The organism is Bittarella sp. HCP28S3_D9 (assembly GCF_052065655.1).
Classification (GTDB): domain Bacteria; phylum Bacillota; class Clostridia; order Oscillospirales; family Ruminococcaceae; genus Bittarella; species Bittarella massiliensis.
In genome coordinates, this window is sequence record NZ_JBQHTP010000001.1 from 203785 (window position 1) to 224591 (window position 20807).

Here is a 20807-nt window from a genome sequence, read left to right on the forward strand (position 1 = left end):
AAAATGTGCACCCAAATGGGGGAACGCGGTGTATTGAGGGGTGAAGAGCTTTTGGAGAGGAGGGAGTCGTCTTGAAGGAGAACGAACTGATCGCCCGGCTGCAGGCGGGCGACGCCACGGCGCTAAAGGCGGTGGTCTACCAGTACGGCGGCTACGTCTACACCGTCGTCAAGGCGGTGCTGGGAGGGCGGATGGCCGAGGAGGACATCGAAGAGGTGGCCGCCGACGCCTTCGCCAACCTCTGGCGGGTGGCCGAGCGGCTGGACGGCCGCCCCGGGGGACTGAAGGCCTACCTGGCCGCCACCGCCCGCAACCTGTCCAGGAATAAACTGCGGCGCTTCACCCCCGGCCTTCCCCTGGAAGAGGGGGTGGAGGACCCCGAGCTGGACACCCCAGCCGCCCAGTTGGAGGCCAGAGAACAGGCCCGATTGCTGCGGGAGGCCCTGGACGAGCTGGAGGAGCTGGACCGGGAGATCCTCGTTCGCCACTACTACTTCTACCAGCGGGTGAGCGAGATCGCCCGCCTGCTGGGGCTCAACACCAATACCGTCAAGAGCCGGCTGCTGCGGGGGCGCAAGGCCCTGCAAAAGAAGCTGGCAGAAAGGGGGATCGATCACATTGAAGCTGTCTGATTGGATGGACCTCCTCCCGGCGGAGGAGATGGTGCACTTGATCCGGCAGGAAGAGGAGCCACCCCTGGACGCCATCTGGGCCAAGGCACAGCGGCGGGCCGAGCGGGCGAGAAAAGCCGCAAAGAAACCCGCCAAGCGCTGGAAGCGGACCCTTCTCATCGCCGCAGCCATCTGTGTGGCGGCGGCGGGGACCGCCCTGGCAGCGGCGATCTTTCGCTGGAACCAGCCGTTGGTGGAGCAGTACAACCCGCCCGAGACCATCCGCGAGGGGCTGATCCAGACCGGCAAAGATTTAAACTACCGGGTGGAGCACGACGGGGTAGCCGTCACCTTTCAGCAGGTGATTGGGGACGAGAATGAGATTCAAGTGCTCTTTCAGGTGGAAAGTCTGGATGGGCAGGGCTGGAAAGGCGGTTTTCGCACCGTCGATTTCTTCCTGGACGGAGTGAGCCCCGACTACAGAGTATGTCAGATGGGGGGCTGGCAGACTGTCGGCGACACCTCGCAGGGGGACAAACAGCGCGGTGCGGCGGTGCAGGACTTCGCACTCTTCATCAACCCTGTCACCTCGATCGACGGGCGGGTCATCACTGTGCGGGTAAAGGATTTTTTCCGTGAAGACTCCTACACTCTACAGCGGGCGGGGATTGACTGGCAAACCGCCTCTCCCGACATTGCCGAAACCTGGCAGGCCTCTTTCCGGGTAGATTACAGTCTGCTCACCAAAACTGATACCTATTATCCCAACAAACCAGTGAAAGTAGGTGATACTTGGACCCTCCACCAAATCTCCATCTCCCCCCTATCGGCGAAAGTTGTGTTGCTTCCCCCTTCTGAAAACGCTATCTTTGACCCTGCCAATGAGGGAATCGACTTTGACGATGAAGACTTCACGGCGTGGGAGGCCAGTGAAATTGTCTACTACATGGATGATGGGTCGGTGCGCGTTCTCAACACCCGCGGCTCTTCAGCTGGTATAGGAGGCGATGATGCCGTCTTCCTTGGCAGACCCTACTGGGCCATCGACACCAGCCAGATCCGGGCCATCGCCGTTGGGCCCATGACCAAAATCAACGGCATCACCTTCTACGAGCCCAGAGAGAATCCGGAGGACTACCCCATCCACTATTTCTTAAAGTAGCCACCCAGCACCCCAAGAGCCCGGCGCAAAGTTTGCGCCGGGCTCTTCCCTTTTGCCCGCACCGGCAAAAGGCACAGAAAAAGCTGGGTATCCGGGGGCATATCGCCGGTTCTCGCGGCAGCGGTTGCTTTTCCCCATCCCGGCTTTTATAATGAATTTTGCATTGACATTTTAAAAAGAGGAGTGCCAAGATGTTAAAGAAGTTCATCGGCTATTACAAACCGCAAAAAAAGCTCTTTTTTGCGGACATGCTCTGCGCCCTGGTGGTGGCGGTTTGCGACCTCTTCTACCCCATGATCACCCGCAGCATCATCCAGGACTACGTGCCCAACAAAAACCTGCGGCTGATCGTCGTCTGGGCCTCGGTGCTGCTGGGCATCTACCTGCTCAAGGCCGGGCTCAACTACTTCATCCAGTTCTACGGCCACGTGATGGGGGTGCGCATTCAGGCCCACATGCGAAGGGACGTCTTCACCCACCTGCAAAAGCTGCCCTTCTCCTACTTTGACGAAAACAAGACCGGCGTCATCATGTCCCGCATCCTCAACGACTTGATGGAGGTGACCGAGCTGGCCCACCACGGGCCGGAGGACCTGTTCATCTCCCTGATCATGCTGCTGGGCTCCTTCATCATCCTCTGCGGCATCAACGTCCCCCTGACCCTCATCGTCTTTGCCCTGCTGCCCGTCGGCGTCTTTCTGGTGGCCAAACTCCGCACCCGGATGAACCACGCCTTCCGCGTCACCCGGGAAAAGACCGGCGAGGTCAACGCCGAGCTGGAAAACAGCATCTCCGGCATCCGAGTGGCCAAGGCCTTCACCAACAAGGAGGGGGAGATCCGCAAGTTCGAGCACCGCAACGGGGAGTTCGTGGAGGCCCGCTCCAACGCCTACAAGGTGATGGGCCAGTTCTCGGCCAGCACCAACTTCTTCACCGACGCCCTCAACTTCACCGTCCTCATCGCCGCGGCCTGTTTCCTCTTCGCCGGGGCCATCACCGTGGGGGACTTTGTGGCCTACCTGCTCTACGTCTCGATGTTCCTAAACCCCATCCGCCGGCTGCTGGCCTTTGTCGAGCAGTTCCAGGAGGGGATCACCGGCTTCAAGCGCTTTTGCGAGATCATGGACCAGCCCGAGGAGCGAGACGACCCCGGCGCCGTCCCCATGGGCGACGAGGAGGCCCGGGGCGACATCTCCTTTGAGGGGGTGCGCTTCTCCTACGACAACAACACCCAGATCCTGCGGGACATCGACCTGCACATCGGCAGCGGCAAAACCCTGGCCCTGGTGGGCCCCTCGGGCGGCGGCAAGACCACCCTCTGCCACCTGTTGCCCCGCTTCTACGAGCTGGACGACGGCTCGATCCAAATCGGCGGGCGGGACATCCGCCAGTACACCCGCCACTCGCTGCGCGAACACATCGGCATCGTACAGCAGGACATCTTCCTCTTCACCGGCACCATCCGCGACAACATCGCCTACGGCAAGCTGGGGGCCACCGACGAGGAGATCGTGGAGGCGGCCAAGCGGGCCAACCTGCACGACTTCATCCTCTCCCTGGACGACGGCTACGACACCTATGTGGGCGAGCGGGGAGTCCGCCTCTCGGGCGGGCAGAAACAGCGCATCTCCATCGCCCGGGTCTTTTTGAAAAACCCGCCCATCCTCATCCTGGACGAGGCCACCTCCGCCCTGGACAACGCCACCGAGCACCTGATCCAGGAGTCGCTGGGCGAGCTGTCCCAGGGGCGGACCACCCTGGTGGTGGCCCACCGGCTCTCCACCATCAAGAACGCCGACGAGATCGTGGTCCTCACCCCCGAGGGCATCGCCGAACAGGGCAACCACCGCCGGCTGCTGGAACAGGGCGGCATCTACGCCGAACTCTATAACTCCCAGTTCGCCGAATAGCGGCACAAAAAAGAGCCCCCCTCCCCTGGCACCAGGGGAGGGGGGCTCTTTTCAAGGGAGGACGACTCTACATCTCCCGAAAGCCCTTGCCGACGATGGTGGTGGCGTTGGAGATGAGCATAAAGGCGTGGGCGTCGGCGTTTTTGACGTAGTTGCGCAGGGCGGCCGCCTGCATCCGGCTCATCACCGAGAGGATGACCCAGTGGGGCTTGTCGGTAAAGGCCCCCTTGGCCTGCCAGATGGTGGCCCCCCGGTGGAGGTTTTTGTTGATGAACTCGCAGACCTCCTCCGGGTGGGTGGTGACGATGGTGAAGCTCTTTTTCATGTTGATGTTCTCGATCACCATGTCCACCAGGAAGGACTTCATCACCAGGCCCACGATGGAGTAGAGCCCGGTCTGAATGTCGAAGACAAAGAGTGCCGAGAGGGCGATGACCGCGTCGCTGAGGAGGAGGGCCTTGCCGATGTTCAACCGGGTGAACTTGCGCATGATCATGGCCAGGATGTCGGTGCCCCCCGAGCTGGCATCGATGTTGAAGAGGATGGCCGACCCCACCGCCGGCAGGGCTGCGGCGAAGATGAGCTCCAGCATCTTCTGGTCCGTCAGGGGTCCGGCCAGGGGGAAGATGTACTCCAGCCCCTGGGTGAGCCCGGCGAAGAGCAGGCTGCAATAGACGGTCTTGAAGCCAAACCCCCGGTCGAGAAAGACAAAGCCCAGCACCAGAAAGAGGAGGTTGAAGATGGTGTTCCAGGCGCCGGGGCTGAGAAAGGAGAAGACCTGCCCCAGCACCACCGAGAGGCCGCTGACCCCGCCGAAGGAGAAGTGGTTGGGGAATTTAAAGAAGTAGGTCCCCACCGAGACCAGGACGGTGCCAAAGGTCATCAACAGAAAATCGGTCGCTTTTTTCTTCATGAAAATTGCCTCCCGCTGCGGGGGCGTCGCTGCCGCGGCCCCGAATTTGCGGTATCAGTATACCACAACCAAATCCTTTTGCAACCGCCATTCTCCCCGCTGCAAAGCCATTTCCGCCCGTTTCTCTCCCCCGGGAGGGCGACGGCTGAAAGCCGGTTTCCTGCATCCTGCACCGCCTCCCGCATTCTCCCTTTTCGCCAAAAAAACGCGCTCTATTTTGGGCGATCTGTTTTTTGAATCTGCATTTATCCCCTCTGAAAATTTTTTTGGTTTTTTGCTGCGGGGGCGCAAAAAGCGGGCGGGACAGCCCTCTTTTCCGGCTGTCCCGCCCGTTTGCAGCGAGGGGCGGCGGCCTGCCCGGCCCCGCGCCCTGCCTGCACACCCGCTATTTTTGCACCAGGGGGGCGCTGGCGCTCCCCGCCTCGGCGGGGGTCACGTCGCCCCCGACGATGGTGTTTTTGTAGAGAAGGAGGTGGACGTACTCCGCCGGGGTCCCCTTCTCGGCAGTCTTTTGGTAGCGATAGCGCTTGAGGGTCTTGCCCGCGTACTTCTTCAGGTCGAACCCCGCCTGCTTTTGCAGCTCGTTGTAAGCGGTATAGGTGTCGTCAAAGGCGGAGGGGACCTTCACCTCCACCACCTCCAGGGGCTCCGGCTCCACCTGCAGGTCCACGCTCTCCAAAAACTGCAGCCGCTTTTCGGCGGTCTTGCCGTCCAGCGAATAACCCACCTGCTGGGTGGCGGTCTCTCTGGCCTCCCCCAGCTGCTTGCGGTCGGCGGCATAGCGAAACGCCCCCGCCGTACAGAGCAGGGCCAGGGCAAAGCAGCCCGCCCCCAGCACCAGCTTTTTGGCTTTGATCATGCAAACGAACATCGCCGTTCCCCGCCTTCCCCACTGTCTCATTTCTGTTATCAAGTGTATGCGCGCCGGGCGGTGGGTATGCCGGGCAAAGGGGAACACGGGGCGGGCAGAGGAGGGAGAAAATAAAGAGCGCAGGAGGAAGATTCCCTCCTGCGCTCGGCTGTCTTTTCGGTGAAACGCCCCTAGTCGTCCAGCCCGTCGGGGTCGGGACCGACGGTGTAGTCCTGGTCAGGCTCGAAGTCGGCCCGGATGTCGACGATGGCTTGCAGCGCCGCCGGGTCGAGGACCCGCAGGTTTTCGCCGTCCACCGCCAGCACCCCCTCTTCCCGCAGGGTCTTGACGATGCGGTTGGTGCTGCGCATGCTGGTGGCCAGCAGCCCCGCCAGGGTGGTCTTGTCGATCCTCACCCGGCCGTCGGGGGCCAGGTTTTCCTGAATGAGGACGGCGGTGCGCACCCGCAGGGGGAGCAGGGCCGCCATCACCCCAAAGCGGGAGGCGTCGCTGCTGCGGCGGTTCTGCCAGCGGATGAGGTAGATGCAGAAGGCGTGGTCCCTCTCCAACCAGCGCCAGAAGTCGTCCTTCGAGAGGCGCAGGGTGTCGCAGTCGGTCTCTGCCTGGACGTTGTAAAAGATGGTGGGCAGCTCCTGCAGCACCTCGGACTCGCCGAAGATGGTGCGGTTTTTGTGCCCCAGGTAGTTGATGACCAGGTCGCCGCCGCCGGTGTAATAGAACACCCGGATGCGCCCCTTGGCCAAAAGGTAGACCCAGCGGGCCGTCTCGCCCGCGCGAATGATGTACTCCCCCTGGGCGTAGTGGCAGCGCTCCATCCGGTTTTTCACCGATTGGGGACAGGTGGCCAAAAGCCGCTCCAACTCTCTGCTGTCCAACGGGAACCCCCTCTCTCTGCCGGTCCTGCCGGCGCTGTGCATCAGCGTTCACAACAAGTATAGCAAAAACGGTTTTTCAAAAAAAGGGGGGAATCGACCTTGGGAGAGGGTGATTTTTCACAAATCCGCCCTCCCCTTTTTGGAAGGGGCCGCAAAAGGGCCGCCCCAGCGGCAGGCGGGGCGGCCCTTTTCTCGCAGAGTGCTCTGATTACTTGGTGTATTCCAGCAGCTGGCAGAGGATGTCTACATACTTCTGCCGGTCGGCGGCCAGGGCCACCTTGCAGTTGGGCTCCTTGGCCTCCATCCGGCCGTTTTTGATGTCGAACATGGTCACGCCATAGGCACTGCCGCGGCCGCAGTCCACCTCGCAGGGGGCGTCAACCAGCTCGGTGATGACGGTGGGGTCCACCAGATAGGCCACGCAGAGGGGGTCGTGGATGGGGGCAGCCGGCTCCTCGGCCACCTTCTGCCAGGTGCTGTACCCCTTGATGCGCTGCTCGCAGAGGGAGGCCACCACCTCGGCCGGCTTGGTGCCGATCGCGCGGATGCGGGCCACATCCTCCATGTTGAGGTAGGCGGCGTGGGTGGCGTCCAGGGTGACGAAGGTGAAGGGGATGTTGGCGTCGATCACCGCCTGGGCGGCCTCGGGGTCGAGCCAGACGTTGAACTCGGCCAGGGCCGACTTGTTGCCCACCCGGAAGCCGCCGCCCATGTAGACGATCTCCCCAATTTTGGGGATGATGCGGGGCTCGATGCGCACGGCGTGGGCGATGTTGGTCAGGGGGCCCAGGGGGATGAGGGTGATCTCCCCGTCCTCGGCGGCCATCAGGGTGTCCACCAGCCAGCTGACGGCGTTCTGGGGCTGGGCCTTGAGGGTGGTGGGGGGGCACTGGTCGATATAGGTGCCGTGGATGTTTTTGTAGAGGGCCTCTTCCGGCGCCTTGTACTGGGGGTAGTTCTTGCGCAGCCCCAGCATGCAGGAGGTCCAGGGCAGGGCGCAGCCCTGGAAGACCGGCACCTTGCCCCCCATCAGTTCGCTGATGCGCAGGCTGTTTTCGGTGGTGATGGGGACGGCCCGGTTGCCGTTGACGGTGGTGATGCCCAGCACCTCAAACGCGGGGTTGGCCATGGCACAAATGAGGGCGATGGCGTCGTCCGAACCGGTGTCTACATCCAAAATGACCTTTCTCTTTTCCACAGTTCATCTCTCCTTTGCTACTCTCGGTTTCTATTTTTCTGCGCGGCCGCCAGGGCCTGCGCGGGGGTTCAGCGGGTGTGCTCCAACAGCTCCTCCAAAATCTGGGCGAAGCGGACGCGGTCGGCCCCCAGGGCCACCTTGCAGTTGGGGGCCTTGGCCCCCAGCCGCCCGTTTTTGATATCGAAGATGGTCTGCCCGTAGGCCGCGCCCCGGCCGCAGTCCACCTGACAGTGGGCGGGTATCAGCTCGGTGATGACCGCCGGGTCCACCAGGTAGGCCACGCAGAGGGGGTCGTGGATGGGGGCAGCCGGCTCCTCGGCCACCTTCTGCCAGGTGCTGTACCCCCGGATGCGCTGGCTCACCAGGTCGGCCGCCACCTGGGCGGGGCGGGTGCCGACCCGCCGCAGGCGCTGGGCATCCTCCTCGGTGAGGTAGGCCTGGTGGGTGGCGTCCAGGGGGATGAAGGTGAAGGGGATGTTTTCATCCAGCACCGCCTGCAGCGACTCGGGGTCGACCCAGACGTTGAACTCGGCGGCGGCCGTCTCGTTGCCGATTTTGTAGCCGCCGCCCATGTAGACGATCTCCCCAATTTTGGGGGCGATGCGGGGCTCGATGCGCAGGGCATAGGCGATGTTGGTCATCGGCCCCAGGGGGATGAGGGTGATCTCCCCGTCCTCGGCGGCCATCAGGGTCTGGATCAGCCAGACCACCGCCGGGGTCTCCTCCTCGCGGATGGTGGCGGGCGGGCACTGCTCGATATAGGTGCGGTGGATGCCGGCATAGGCCGGGTCGGCCGGCTCGTACTGGGGGATGTAGGGGCGCAGCCCCATCATCACACTGACCCAGGGCAGGGCGCAGCCCCGGTAGACCGGGACCTTGCCCCCCATCAGCTCGCTGATGCGCAGGGTGTTCTCGGTGGTGATGGGGACCGCCCGATTGCCGTTGACGGTGGTGATGCCCAGCACCTCAAAATCGGGGTTGGCCAGGGCACAGATGAGGGCAATGGCGTCGTCAGAGCCGGTGTCCACATCCAAAATGACCTTTCTCTTCTCCACGGGGGAAAACCTCCTTCTCGTGCTGGCGTGGGGGTGTCTCCTGTCTTTCAGTATAGCGCGAAACCGGCCGTTTACAAGGACATCCGTCCGGCCCGCCGCGACCAACAAAAGGGCCGGGGACTTTCCTGTCCCCGGCCCTTGCCACTCCCTGCTCCGCCTGTAGGCCGACCTGCCTTCAACTCACCCGTACAAAAGTCCCCATCCAATCGGGCAGGGGCATAGGGCAGGAAATCCGCTGCGGATAGCGGGGTCGTTTCCCAGCCATCCTCCCCCTCTCGTCGCCTACCCTTCCCCAAATCCTCGACACGTAGGGAGAGGGTGGCGCTCTTTTTCCCCCGAGGGGAAAGCCCTGCTGTCGCAGAAGGGCAAGGGGCAAGGGGCAGGGAGCAGGGGGCGAAGGGCAGGGGGCGAGGAGGCAGGGGGCGAGGAGGCAGGACGGTTGAAAGAAAAAGACTGCTCTGTGCAAGGGCGCTTTCCCCTTCCCGCCCCTCGTCGACTGTTCCCCCCTGTCTGTGAGCCGGTCCGCCTCCTGCTTGCTGTGCAAACCCACCTTCGATTGGGCAGCGACACAGGACAGCCAAAGCGCCGTGGATAGCGGGGAGGACCCTTGCGGCCTTCCTCCGCCCATCCTTCCTCACAAGTCCTCGGTGTGCGAGGGAGCGAAGGCCACCCTTTTTCTTTCCCCCGGGGAAAAGCCCTGTTGCCGCAGGGGACAAGTAGGCAAAAAGAAACGGTGAAAAGTCGCCTTGCGCATGAACACTTCTCCCTCCCCCGTCCTCGCCAGCCGTTCTCCCCTGTCTGTGGGCCAGTCCGCCTCCTGTTTGCTGTGCAAACCCACCCCCGATTGAGCAGCGACACAGGACAGCCAAAGCGCCGCGGATGGCGGGGAGGCTCTCCGGCTATTCTCCTTTACCGTCCGTCCTTCTCCAAGCCCTCGGAGCACCGGGAGGAAGTAGCGCTTTTTTCTCCCCGGGGAAAGCCCTGCTGCCGCGGAGAAAAAAGGTCAGAGGGGCAAATGAAAAGGAAAAGGTCGCCCTGCACATGGGCGCTTTTCCTCCCCAGCGAGTTCCCTACTGCCCGTCCACCTCCTCGGCGCGCTCACAAAGGGCGACAATGGCGCCGTCGGTCGAGCAGCAGCCAAAGACCCCCTCGTAGATTGCCAGATAGTGTCTGGCCTGCTTGGCCTTTTCGCGAAAGACAAATTTCTGGTGGCGGACGGTGGAGACCGACACCCCCAACCGGGCGGCAACCTCTTTGTCGGGCAGTCCCTGGGCAAAGAGGGCGTAAAGCCGCCGCTGGTTTTTGGTGAGGGTGTTGTACTTGGAGTCGCTGTCGATGAGTCCGGTCTGCAGATAGTCGGGGTGCTCCCTCTCCAGGTGGAGGGCCACCGCCCGGCTGGCGGTGTAAAACCGGCCCCCAGAGGGGTAGACCTCCCCCTCTTCAAACAGGCGACCGCAGGCGGCGCAGCGGTAGCCCCCCTCCTCTCTGGCGTACCCCCGGGCCAAGTCCTCCGGCGTCCAGTGCGCTCTGTCCATCTCTCTATCCTCCAAATTGTTTTTTACAAATTTAATTATATTATATTTATCAAATTTATCAATATATTTAAATGCCATCTACTCCATTGAAAAGAGAGCAGACCGGCATGGCCGGGCTGCTCTCTTTAAAACGGTCTAAACTAGGGTCTTATGGATACGGCTACTCGCCCTTTTGGAAGAACTTCTTGGCCTCTTCCACCACCTTCTCCTCCAACTGGGGGGGAAGGGGCTCGTAGCGGGCAAAGGCATAGGTAAAGCTGCCCCGGCCCTGGGTCATGGAGCGCATGACGGTGGAGAAGTCGGCCATCTGGGCCATGGGCACGTCGGCCACGATCTCCTGCAGGCCGTCCTCTGCCGGGTTCATGCCCAGCACCCGGCCGCGGCGCTTGTTGATCTCACCCATGATGTCGCCGGTATAGCTGTCGGGCAGGTAGGCCTTGAGGGTGCCGATGGGCTCGAGCAGGGAGGGCGCGCCCTGCTTCATCCCCTCTTTGTAGGCCAGGGAGGCGGCGGTCTTAAAGGCCAACTCAGAGGAGTCCACCGGGTGGTAGGAGCCGTCGAGGAGGGTGGCCTTGAGGCCCACCACCGGGTACCCGGCGATGACGCCGTGGCGAACGGCTTCCTGCAACCCCTTTTCCACGGCGGGGAAGTAGTTTCTGGGCACCGCGCCGCCAAAGACGTTCTCCTCAAAGACCAGCTCTTCGCTGTCGCAGGGCTCAAATTCGATCCAGACGTGGCCGTACTGGCCGTGGCCGCCGGTCTGCTTTTTGTATTTTCCCTCTACCTTGACCTTCTTGTTGATCCGCTCGCGGTAGGCGACCATCGGCACCTCCAGCTTGGCGTCCACCCCGTAGCGGGCCTTCAGGCGGGCGATCACCACGTCCAGGTGCTGCTCGCCCAGGCCGGTGAGGACCTGCTCCTTGGTCTCCCGGTTGGTGGCGAAGTGGAGGGTCGGGTCCTCCTCGCAGAGGCGGAGGATTCCCTGGCCGATCTTCGACTCGTCCCCCTTGTCGAGGGGGTGTACCGCCATCGAGAGGGTGGGCACAGGGAAGGCGGGCCGGTCGAGCTTGTAGACCTTGCCCTCGGCGCAGAGGGTGTCGCCGGTGAGGACCCCCGAGAGCTTGGTCACCGCGCCGATGTCCCCGGCGGCGATGGCCTTGATCTCACTCTGTTTTTTGCCGAAGAGGGAGACCATCTTGCCCATCTTTTCGCCCTTTTGCTGGGTGGCGTTGTAGAGCTTTGTCTCGGGCAACAGGGTGCCGCTGAACACCTTGACAAAGGAGAGCCGCCCCACAAAGGGGTCGTTGACCGTCTTAAAGACCAGGGCCGCCAGATCGCCGGCGGGGTCACAGGGCAGTTCGGTTAGGTCGCCCACCTCGGTCTCGGCCGCGGTGGGGGCCGCGTCGGCGGCAGTGGGGAGCAGTTCGGCCATCATCTCAAGGGTCAGGTCGATCCCCTCCATCATCAGGGCGCTGCCGCAGACCACCGGGGTGATGCTGCCGGCCTTGACGCCCTTTTTGATGCCGCGGATGAGCTCCTTCTCGGTGAACTCCTCGCCGGAGAAGAACTTCTCAAACAGCTCCTCGTCGGCCTCGGCCACCGCCTCGCTCATGGCCTCCCGCAGGCCGTCGATTCGGTGCTCCAGGTCGGGCATGGGCACCTTGGAGGGGGCGCCCTTGTCGTCGTACTGGTAGGCCTGGCCGGAAATCAGGTCGATGTAGCCGTTTTTCTCGCCGTCCTTGTAGGGGACCACCACCGGGCAGACCGAGGGGCCAAAATGGGTCTTGAGCTCCTCGAGCACCTTGTAGAAATCGGCGTGGGGGCGGTCCATCTTGGAGACAAAGAAGATGCTGGACTTCCGGTTTTTCACCGCCATCTTGTAGGCCTTCTCGGTGCCCACCGAGACGCCGGACTTGCCGGACACGGCGATGAGGACACTCTCACAGGCCATCAGCGCCTCGTACTGGCCCATCTCGTAGTCAAAGAGGCCCGGGGCATCGATGAGGTTGAACTTGTACTCCTCCTCCCCCACGGCGCAGGAAAAGGGCAAAACCGATGAAAAGACCGAGGTCTTGCGGCTCAACTCCTCGTCGGAATAGTCGCTTAAGGAGGTGCCGTCGTCCACCCGGCCCAGCCGGTCGCTGGCGCCGGCCTTCCACAGCAGGGCCTCCACCAAGGTGGTCTTGCCCGCGTTGCCGTGGCCCAGTACAGCGACGTTTTTGATCTGCTCCGGTCGATAGTTTTTCATGGTTGTCTTCCCTCCAAGTCGTTGGCCGGAAGCCCCGGCCATGTTGTGAATGTTACTGAATCGCAGAGCGTATTCCAGTCATATTTTAGTATATACTACCACCCTTTGGGGAAAATAACTATTCATATCCTGTCACAAATATGGCGCGCCGGATTGTAGGATGTCACAAAATCCCCCGGGTGCGCAGGCCGCGGGAGGCCGCGCCTCCCGGCCCTGACAGGGATCTATCAAAAAAACAGGAGGAAAACGAAGTGGAGAAAAATCCAAACAAGGCCGTCATCGTCGGGGCCGGGATGGTGGGGGCCGCCGTGCTGGGCGCCCTGCTGGGCGACAACCTGCTCTCGGAAATCGTCCTCATCGACCAAAATCGGGACCGCGCTGCAGGCGAGGCCCTGGACGCCAGCCACACCACCGCCTTTGCCTATTCCGCCAGGGCCCAAGTCCGCGCGGGCGACTACGCTGACTGCGCCGATGCGGGCATCGTGGTGATGACCGCCGGGCCCAGCATCAAGCCCGGCGAGACCCCCGACCGGCTGAAATTGGCCGGGCAGAACACCCAGATCACCCGAGAGGTGATGGCCCAGATCACCCGCTACACCCGCGAGGCCATCCTCATCGCCGTCACCAACCCGGTGGACATCGTCACCTACTGCGCCCAGGCCGAGTTCGACTACCCGCGGGAGCGGGTGATCGGCACCGGCACCCTGCTGGACACCGCCCGCCTGCGGCAGATGATCGCCGCCAGCTGCCATGTGGACGGCAAGAACGTGCACGGCTATGTGCTGGGCGAACACGGCGGCGGGGCCTTTGTGCCCTGGGGGCTGGTGGACGTGGCCGGGGTGCCGGTGGACAAGCTGCACGCCGCCTTTGACCTCCCCGCCCCCTTGAACCGGGAAGAGCTGCTGGAAAAGACCAAGGCGGCCGGGTTTGAAATCATCACCCGCAAGGGCTACACCAGCGCCGGGATCGCCGCCAGCGTGGCCCGGGTGGTCAAGGGGATCCTGCTGGACGAGCGCTGCATCCTCCCCCTCTCCACCGTGCAAAACGGGGCCTGCGGCCTCTCGGGGGTGGCTCTGAGCCTGCCCAGCATCCTGGGCAAAAACGGGGTGGAGCAGGTCATCGAGGTCCCCCTGCAGCCAGGGGAGCGAGACCAGTTGCAGCAGTGCGCCGCCCACCTCAAAGCCACCCTCGGCCAGGTGGGGCTCTGAGCGCCCTGCGGCAAGTCCCCCCTTTTCAGCGGCCCTGAGCGGTGGTACAATACCCCCAGAGACGCGCAGCGCAAAAGGGGGATGACAGATGGAGAGAGGGGCGGTCAAGGGGCGGTTTGCCCCTACCCCCAGCGGGCGGATGCACCTGGGCAACCTGCTGTGCGCCCTGCTGGCCTGGCTGTCGGCCAGGGCCGAGGGGGGCCGGGTGGTGCTGCGCATCGAGGATCTGGACGCCATGCGCAGCCCCCGGTCATACGCCGACTTGCTGGAGGACGACCTGCGCTGGCTGGGCCTTTTCTGGGATGAGGGCGGCTCCTCCGGCGGGCCGGATGGGCCCTATTACCAGAGCGAGCGCACCGCTTTATACCAATCCGCCCTGGCCAATTTGGAGGAACAGGGGCTCGTCTACCCCTGCTTTTGCAGCCGCGCCCAGCTCCACGCGGCCCAGGCGCCCCACCTCTCAGACGGGCGGGTGCTCTACCCCGGCACCTGCCGGAATTTGACCGCCCAGGAGGTCGCCCAGCGGCGACAGCATCGCCCCCCTGCCCTGCGTCTGCGGGTGCCGGACGAGACGGTCTCCTTTGTCGACCGGCACCTGGGCCCCTACTCGGAAAACCTGCAGCGGGAGTGCGGCGACTTTTTGATCCGCCGCTCCGACGGGGTGTTTGCCTACCAGCTGGCGGTGGTGGTGGACGACGCGGCCATGGGGGTGACCCAGGTGGTGCGGGGGGCGGACCTGCTCTCCTCCACCCCGCGGCAGCTCTACCTCTACCGGCTGTTGGGGCTGCCCGCCCCCACCTTTGCCCACATCCCCCTCCTCACCGCGCCGGACGGGCGGCGCCTCTCCAAGCGGGACGGGGACCTGGACCTGGGGGCCATCCGCCGCCGGCTGCCGGGCCCCGAACCGCTGCTGGGGCTGCTGGGCTGGCTCTACGGACTGCTGGAACGGCCGGAGCCGGTGCGCGCTCAGGATCTCGTCCCCCTCTTTTCCTGGGACAAGATCCCCAAGGGGGACCTGCCGCTGCCCGCGGCGCTGTGGGAGCTGCTGGGGTAGAGACCGACGCAACAAAAAGAGAGAGGCCAAATGGCCTCTCTCTTTTTCTCTGCAACCGATTTTACACATCGGCCCGCCTAGTCGCCAAAGTCAAAGTGGATGCCAAAGGCCTTGCAGACCTCCTCAAAGGCGGGGCGGGTGGTGGCCTCTGCATCGTAGCTGTTGATTTCCACCTCGATGCTCAAAAAGGTGTCTGTCCCCACCTGGTCCACCTTGTGGATGACAAAGCCCGGGTACTTCTCCCCGTCAAACCCGACGTAGTTGAAGTTGACCTGCTGCAGGGCCCAGCCATCGCCGGTGAGCAGCTCCTCGGCGGCGACATCGCTGTAAAAGTCAAGCGAGCCCTTGACTGCCAGGGTCCCCTTCACATCCGAATCCACCTGTTCTTTGGGGGTGTCGGCCCCCGCGCCGCTGCTGGTGAAGAGATAGGTGGTGAGTTCGATGCCGTCCGCGGAGGTGGCGGCGTAGTCGCCGTTGAGGTAGATGTCCTCGTCCTTGAGGCAGTAGACGCCCAGAGACTTGCCGTCGGCCTGCAGGGTGATTTGCGAGAGATAGGTAAATCCGTCCGCCGGTTTCTGGACGCTGCTTCCCGATCCGGAGGACTGGCTGCTGCTCCCAGAAGAGGAGTTCCCGCCGGGGGCGGTCTGCCCCCCAAAGCTCCACTCGTAGTCCGACAGGGGGCCGTATTTGCGGATGCTGTTGACCAGGTCCTCGTCCCCCACCGCCCGGTCGGGGGCGCCCATCCAGACGTCGATGATGAGACTGCCCGCCTCATCGCTGTGAAAGATGATGGTGCGCTCGACGCTGCCGTTCAGGCGGTACTTGTAGGTGCTGGTGGAGGCGCCGTTCACGCTGCCGCTGCGGTGGCTCTCCCGGCTGACGGTATAGCCGTCGCCCCTCTCGTCCGCCTTGATTTCATCGATATAGTCCTCCTCGTCGACAGAGCGGCGGTCGCTGTAGCGGACAACGACGAGATTGCCCTCCTCGTAGATGTCCTCCTTGTCCAGCCCCTTTTCGTAAAATAGCAGTCCGTAGTAGTCCCCACTTTTGCCGGCGTCCAGATATTCCCAGTAGCTCTCGTCGTACTGGGCCTTGATACAGCCGTTGTCAAAGTTGTACTGGTACTCCTTGTCCCTGCCGCAGCCGGTCAGCAAGGTGCCCAGCAGCAGACAGAGGGTCAGCAGTGCGCCGACCCAGCGATTTTTCTTCACGGTGGTCCCCCTCTTTTTGGCGAGATCGCCTTTTTATAGGTATTTTCATTATACTGCAAAGGTGGAAAAAGAGGAAGGGGGCCGCCGCTTTTCTGCCCTGTGCACACTGCGAGGGTAGTGAGTCAGCTGGAAAGGCACCCCCTATTCGACGAATTTAGTCATCCGTCTTGCTCCGTCTGCAGATCCTTGTTATACTGGGGTAAATCGATCTGTTCTCTGAATGAAAACCTAAACCTTTTCTTTCGGGGGAAATACGGGAAATCAGGCCGCGGAAAATCGCCGCACCGGTCCATTTTACAGCAGAATGGATTGGTTTACTTAAGCCATCGGGGGATTGTATGGAAACATTTCGCGAGTTGCAGCTGACCCAGCTGCAAATTTTAAAAGAATTGGACCGCATCTGCAAAAAGAACGACATCACCTACTACCTAGCCTGGGGCTCGCTGTTGGGGGCTGTGCGCCACCAGGGGTTTATCCCCTGGGACGACGACGTGGACGTCTGCATGAGCATCGAGGACATGCTCCGCTTTGAAGAAGCTTGCCGGCGGGATCTGGGAGAGGAGTTTTACTACCTCAGCCGCAGCCAGAACAAGTACAACTACATCTTCTGGCATCGCATCGGGTTAAAGGGGACAACCTGTAACGAGCGGGACTTTCTCGATCTGCCTGCAGACAACGGCATCTGCATCGATATCTTCCCCCTGTTTGCCCTGCCCGACAACCAGGCGCAGTGGCCTGCCTACAATCAGCTGATGAAGCGCTATCAGCTTCTCAGCGAGAAATACCTTCACGTACACACCCTCAAAAGGGAGCCCAGTCTGGTGGGAAAGTGCAAGAAGATGGCTCACGCCCTCCTCCCCGACCAGCTAAACCTCCGCTGCTCGCAAAAAATCCTCTCAGAACTGATTGCGCGCCAGGGAAAAGCGAGGGCATACCTTGCCGATTACAGCGATGGGCAACCGCCCACCGTTCTTTCCGGAGAAATTTTTCGAGACACAGTGGAACTGCCTTTTGAAGGGGTCCCCTTTCTCGCACCCATCGGGTATGACGAGTATCTCAAGACAGTTTACGGGGACTATATGAGCCCTCCCCCTCTCACCGAGCGGGCAAACCACTGTGAGCGGGCAGACGTCGTACTCGACTTTCATAAGCCCTATCGGGAATTCTGGGCCAAATAGCAAAATCAAGCAGGGCTTGCTCTGGATGGGCAGGCCCTGCTTTTTTGTTTATTCCCCCTTTATCGCGGCAATTGCATTGACTTTACCAGCCCCGGCTGGTACCATTCTTTAATAGAAGTTTGTCGAATGCACAAAAAGAGGAGGATGGGTAGAGATGGAGGCAACACAGAACGGGGACAACCTGTTTGAAGACCAGAACATCGTCTTGGTGGACACCCAGAACCTGTTGCGGGCAGCGAAGGAATTAAAACAGTCCAAAGAGGACTTTCAGTCCCTGCTCGAGCAGGCGGAGCTGGGCGACACCTCGGTCCAATACGACCTGGGCGAGCACTACGCCAGCGGCGACGGGGTGGAGACCGACTTTGAAAAGGCGGTCTACTGGTTTAGCCAGGCCGCCGAGGTGGGGGACCTGCGGGCCATCGAGGCCCTGGCCCGCTGCTATTTCGAAGGTCGCGGCGTGGAGAAGGACGAGAAAAAGGGGCTGGAACTCCTCACCCAGGCCGCCGAGCAGGACAGCTGCTCGGCCCAGTGCGAGCTGGGGCTCTGCTACGAAAACGCCGACGGCACCGAGCGCGACCCCAAGGCCGCGGCCGAGTGGTACCGCCAGGCCGCCGACCAGGACTACGCCCCCGCCCAGTGCAACCTGGCCGTCTGCTACTTCAACGGCATCGGGGTGGAGAAGGACGACGCCCTGGGGATGGAGTGGCTGGAAAAGTCGGTCTCCCAAAACCACCCCCGGGCCCAGACCATCCTGGGCAGCTTTTTTGAAAACGGCGCCCACGTGGAAAAGGATGAGGGACAGGCCGTGCGCCTCTACCAACTGGCTGCCGACCAGGACTACGCCCCCGCCCAGTGCAACCTGGCTGTCTGCTACTTCAACGGCATCGGGGTGGAAAAGGACGAGGCCCTGGGGATGGAGTGGCTGGAGCGGGCCGTGGCCCAGGAAAACCCCCGCGCCCAGAGCATCCTGGGCGGCTTTTACGAGGCCGGCGGGCAGGTGGAGAAGGACGAGGAGCAGGCCGTGCGCCTCTACCAGATGGCGGCGGAGCAGGAGTACGCCCCCGCCGTCTGCGACCTGGGGCTCTGCTACGAGTTCGGCACCGGGGTGGAGATGGACAAGGTCCACGCCGCCCAGCTCTACCGGCGGGCCGCCGACCAGGACTACGCCCCCGCCCAGTGCAATCTGGCCGTCTGCTACCTCAACGAGATCGGGGTGGAAAAGGACGAGGCCGCCGCGGTGCAGTGGCTGCAAAAGGCCGCCGACCAGGGCTTTCCCCGGGCGCTGAACATCCTGGGGGACTGCCACTTCCACGGCATCGGGATGGAGGAGGACGAGGTCCAGGCGGCGGAGTGCTACCGCAAGGCCGCCCAGCAGGGGCATCCCCCCGCCAACTACAACCTGGGGCTCTGCCTGGAGCTGGGCCTGGGGATGGAGAAGGACGCCGAAGCTGCTGTGGCCGAGTACTTGAAGTCGGCCGAGCAGGGGTACGCCCCCGGCCAGTGCAACCTGGCTTTCTGCTACCTGGTGGGGGTGGGCTGCGAGGCAGACCCCCAGGCCGCCATCCCCTGGCTGGAAAAGGCCGCCGAGCAGGAGCACCCCCGGGCCCTGGGCCTGCTGGGGAGCTGTTACCGGGACGGGAACGGCGTCGAGCAGGACCTTGCGCGGGCCGCCGGCTACTTTGAAAAGGCCAGTGCGCTGGACTATCCCCCCTCCCTCTGCGACCTGGGGCTCTGCTACGAGATGGGCGAAGGGGTGGAACAGGACCAGCCCCGGGCCGTCGAGCTCTACACCAGGGCGGGCGAGCTGGGCCACGCCCCGTCCCAGTGCAACCTGGGATACTGCTACCTGCGGGGCATCGGCTGTGAGGCGGACGCCGCCAAGGCCATTCCCTGGCTGCAAAAGGCCGCCGAGCAGGACTACCCCCGCGCCCTCGACCTGCTGGGGGACTGCTACCTCTACGGCGACGGGGTGGAAAAGGATCCCGCGCAGGGGGTGGCTTGCTACCGCAAAGCCGCCGATCTGGGCTACCTGACTGCCCTGTGCGACCTGGGGCTGTGCTATGAAAACGGCGACGGGGTGGAGATGGACAAGGCCCAGGCGGTCTCCTACTACCTGCAGGCCGCCGAGCGGGGCTATGTGCCCGCCCAGTGCAACCTGGGCTACTGCTATCTGGAGGGCATCGGCTGCGAGGTGGACAACCAAAAGGCCGTCGAGTGGCTGGAGAAGGCGGCCCAGGACGGCTATCCCCGGGCCATCGCCCTGCTGGCCGGCTGCTACCGCGATGGCAGAGGGGTGGCACAGGACGCCGCCGAGGCGGCAAGCCGCTACGCCCAGGCCGCGGAGATGAACTACGCCCCCGCCCTCTGCGATCTGGGGCTGTGCTACGAGATGGGCGACGGGGTGGAGAAGGACGAGGCCAAGGCGGTGGAGTACTACACCCGCTCGGCCGAACTCGGCAACGCCGCCGCCCAGTGCAACCTGGGATACTGCTACCTGCGGGGCATCGGCTGCGAAACGGACGCCGCCAAGGCCATTCCCTGGCTGGAGCGGGCGGCCGAGCAGGGCCACCCCCGCGCCCTCGATTTGTTGGGGGACTGCTACCTCTACGGCGACGGGGTGGAAAAGGACGAACAGAGGGGCGCCGACTACTACCGCCAGGCGGCAGAGCGAAACTACTCGGTGGCCCTGTGCGACCTGGGCCTCTGCTACGAAAACGGAACCGGGGTGGAGATGGACAAGGCCCGGGCCCTGCAGCTCTACCTGCAGAGCGGGAAACTGGGCAACCTGGCCGCCCAGACCAACGCGGGTTTTTGCTACCTGCGGGGCATCGGCTGCGAGGCGAACGCCGCTGAGGCCGTCCTCTGGCTGGAGCGGGCGGCCGGTCGCGGCTATCCCCGCGCCCTCGACCTGCTGGGGGACTGCTACCTCAACGGGGACGGCGTCGCCGTGGACAAAGCCAAGGCGGTGGAGCTCTACCGCCAGGCCGCCGACCAGGGGTATGCCACCGCTGTCTGCGACCTGGGGCTCTGCTATGAAAACGGGCGGGGCGTGCGGATGGACAAGGCCAAAGCGGCGGAGTACTACCGCCAAGCCGCCGACCTGGGGAGCGTGGCCGCCCAGTGCAACCTGGGGTACTGCTACCTGCGGGGCATCGGGGTGGCCAGGGACCCGGCCCAGGCCATTCCCTGGCTGCAAAAGGCCGCCGACAACGGCAGTTCCCGCGCCATCGACCTGCTGGGGGACTGCTACCGCGACGGGCTGGGGGTCGAGCGCGACCCCGCGCAGGCGGTGGCCTGCTACACCCGCTCGATGGAGATGGGCTTCTCCCCCGCGGTGACCGACCTGGCCCGCTGCTACACCCAGGGCATCGGGGTGCCGGTGGACCGGCAGAAGGCCGCCCAACTCTACACCCGGGCAGCGGAGGACGGCGACGAGGAGGCCATGCTCTGGCTGGGGCTGTGGTACCGGGACGAGTCGTCTCAACCGGACAGCCAGCAGCAGGCCCAGCACTGGCTGCAAAAAGCCGCCGACAACGGCAGCAGCCAGGCGGCTGAAGAGCTGAAAAAGGGAGCCGGCGGCGGCTCCCTGGCCAAAAAATTGGGTGGGCTCTTCCGGCGCAAAGGGAAAAACTAGTTTTCCGGAATTCTGTATTTACATTGTAAAAGGGGAGTGCCTATATAATGGCATTCCCCTTTTAGATTTCAACTATTGTAAAATCAGACAGCATTGGGAATTTTAACAGGAAAGCACTTCTAACGCACCATCTTACTGCTAAAA

15 protein-coding genes are annotated in these 20807 nt (G+C 63.0%); 7 read left to right on the forward strand and 8 right to left on the reverse strand.

The features are described from left to right. Positions 1-71: 71 nt before the first annotated feature. The 3 genes from ACTNAU_RS00915 (at position 72) to ACTNAU_RS00925 (ending at position 3683) form a co-directional block, all read left to right on the forward strand. The gene (locus tag ACTNAU_RS00915) at positions 72-632 is read left to right on the forward strand and encodes an RNA polymerase sigma factor (RefSeq protein ID WP_441097254.1); all 561 of its coding nucleotides are present in this window, start codon (positions 72-74) and stop codon (positions 630-632) included. Beyond that, complete coding sequence (locus ACTNAU_RS00920; protein ID WP_441097255.1) at positions 619-1773, forward strand: DUF4179 domain-containing protein; 1155 nt, start codon at positions 619-621, stop codon at positions 1771-1773. Before ACTNAU_RS00915 ends, ACTNAU_RS00920 begins: the two co-directional genes overlap by 14 nt. Before the next feature lie 191 nt (positions 1774-1964). Then, positions 1965-3683 carry an ABC transporter ATP-binding protein gene (locus ACTNAU_RS00925; RefSeq protein ID WP_441097256.1) on the forward strand — a complete coding sequence of 573 codons (1719 nt, stop codon included), beginning with the start codon at positions 1965-1967 and terminating at the stop codon, positions 3681-3683. Between the two features lie 67 nt (positions 3684-3750). On the opposite strand, the gene ACTNAU_RS00930 is transcribed toward ACTNAU_RS00925, so the two are convergent. The 7 genes from ACTNAU_RS00930 to ACTNAU_RS00960 all read right to left on the reverse strand — a co-directional run bounded on the left by ACTNAU_RS00930 (position 3751) and on the right by ACTNAU_RS00960 (position 12378). After that, positions 3751-4596 (reverse strand): YitT family protein, encoded by an 846-nt coding sequence (locus tag ACTNAU_RS00930; RefSeq protein WP_185915735.1) that lies wholly within the window; start codon positions 4594-4596, stop codon positions 3751-3753. Between the two features lie 385 nt (positions 4597-4981). Next, the gene (locus tag ACTNAU_RS00935) at positions 4982-5455 is read right to left on the reverse strand and encodes a DUF4830 domain-containing protein (RefSeq protein WP_441097257.1); all 474 of its coding nucleotides are present in this window, start codon (positions 5453-5455) and stop codon (positions 4982-4984) included. A 182-nt stretch (positions 5456-5637) separates the two neighbouring features. Beyond that, positions 5638-6342, reverse strand: a complete 705-nt coding sequence (locus ACTNAU_RS00940; RefSeq protein WP_256135992.1) for a Crp/Fnr family transcriptional regulator — start codon at positions 6340-6342, stop codon at positions 5638-5640. Between the two features lie 208 nt (positions 6343-6550). Further along, entirely contained in the window at positions 6551-7540 is a 990-nt protein-coding gene (locus ACTNAU_RS00945) for a nucleoside hydrolase (protein ID WP_441097259.1), read from the reverse strand. A 68-nt stretch (positions 7541-7608) separates the two neighbouring features. Next, complete coding sequence (locus tag ACTNAU_RS00950) at positions 7609-8595, reverse strand: nucleoside hydrolase (protein WP_059004274.1); 987 nt, start codon at positions 8593-8595, stop codon at positions 7609-7611. A gap of 1070 nt (positions 8596-9665) precedes the next feature. Then, positions 9666-10130 carry a helix-turn-helix transcriptional regulator gene (locus tag ACTNAU_RS00955; RefSeq protein ID WP_441097260.1) on the reverse strand — a complete coding sequence of 155 codons (465 nt, stop codon included), beginning with the start codon at positions 10128-10130 and terminating at the stop codon, positions 9666-9668. 160 nt (positions 10131-10290) lie between these two features. Beyond that, complete coding sequence (locus ACTNAU_RS00960) at positions 10291-12378, reverse strand: elongation factor G (protein ID WP_441097261.1); 2088 nt, start codon at positions 12376-12378, stop codon at positions 10291-10293. Between the two features lie 251 nt (positions 12379-12629). Here ACTNAU_RS00960 and ACTNAU_RS00965 point away from each other — a divergent pair, with 251 nt between their 5' ends. Together ACTNAU_RS00965 and gluQRS are read left to right on the forward strand one after the other, a co-directional pair. Beyond that, positions 12630-13586, forward strand: coding sequence for an L-lactate dehydrogenase (locus ACTNAU_RS00965; RefSeq protein ID WP_353653964.1), 957 nt, complete (start codon positions 12630-12632; stop codon positions 13584-13586). Between the two features lie 88 nt (positions 13587-13674). Further along, a complete protein-coding gene (gluQRS, locus tag ACTNAU_RS00970; RefSeq protein WP_441097262.1) occupies positions 13675-14640 on the forward strand; it encodes a tRNA glutamyl-Q(34) synthetase GluQRS in 966 nt (321 codons plus the stop codon). A 77-nt stretch (positions 14641-14717) separates the two neighbouring features. Here gluQRS and ACTNAU_RS00975 read toward each other — a convergent pair whose 3' ends face one another. After that, positions 14718-15851 (reverse strand): hypothetical protein, encoded by a 1134-nt coding sequence (locus tag ACTNAU_RS00975; protein WP_441097263.1) that lies wholly within the window; start codon positions 15849-15851, stop codon positions 14718-14720. A 338-nt stretch (positions 15852-16189) separates the two neighbouring features. Here ACTNAU_RS00975 and ACTNAU_RS00980 point away from each other — a divergent pair, with 338 nt between their 5' ends. Next, positions 16190-17029, forward strand: a complete 840-nt coding sequence (locus ACTNAU_RS00980; protein ID WP_441097264.1) for a LicD family protein — start codon at positions 16190-16192, stop codon at positions 17027-17029. Positions 17030-17183: 154 nt separating this feature from the next. Next, positions 17184-20663: a tetratricopeptide repeat protein gene (locus ACTNAU_RS00985; RefSeq protein WP_441097265.1), complete on the forward strand. Its 3480-nt coding sequence runs from the start codon at positions 17184-17186 to the stop codon at positions 20661-20663. Positions 20664-20807: the final 144 nt, after the last annotated feature.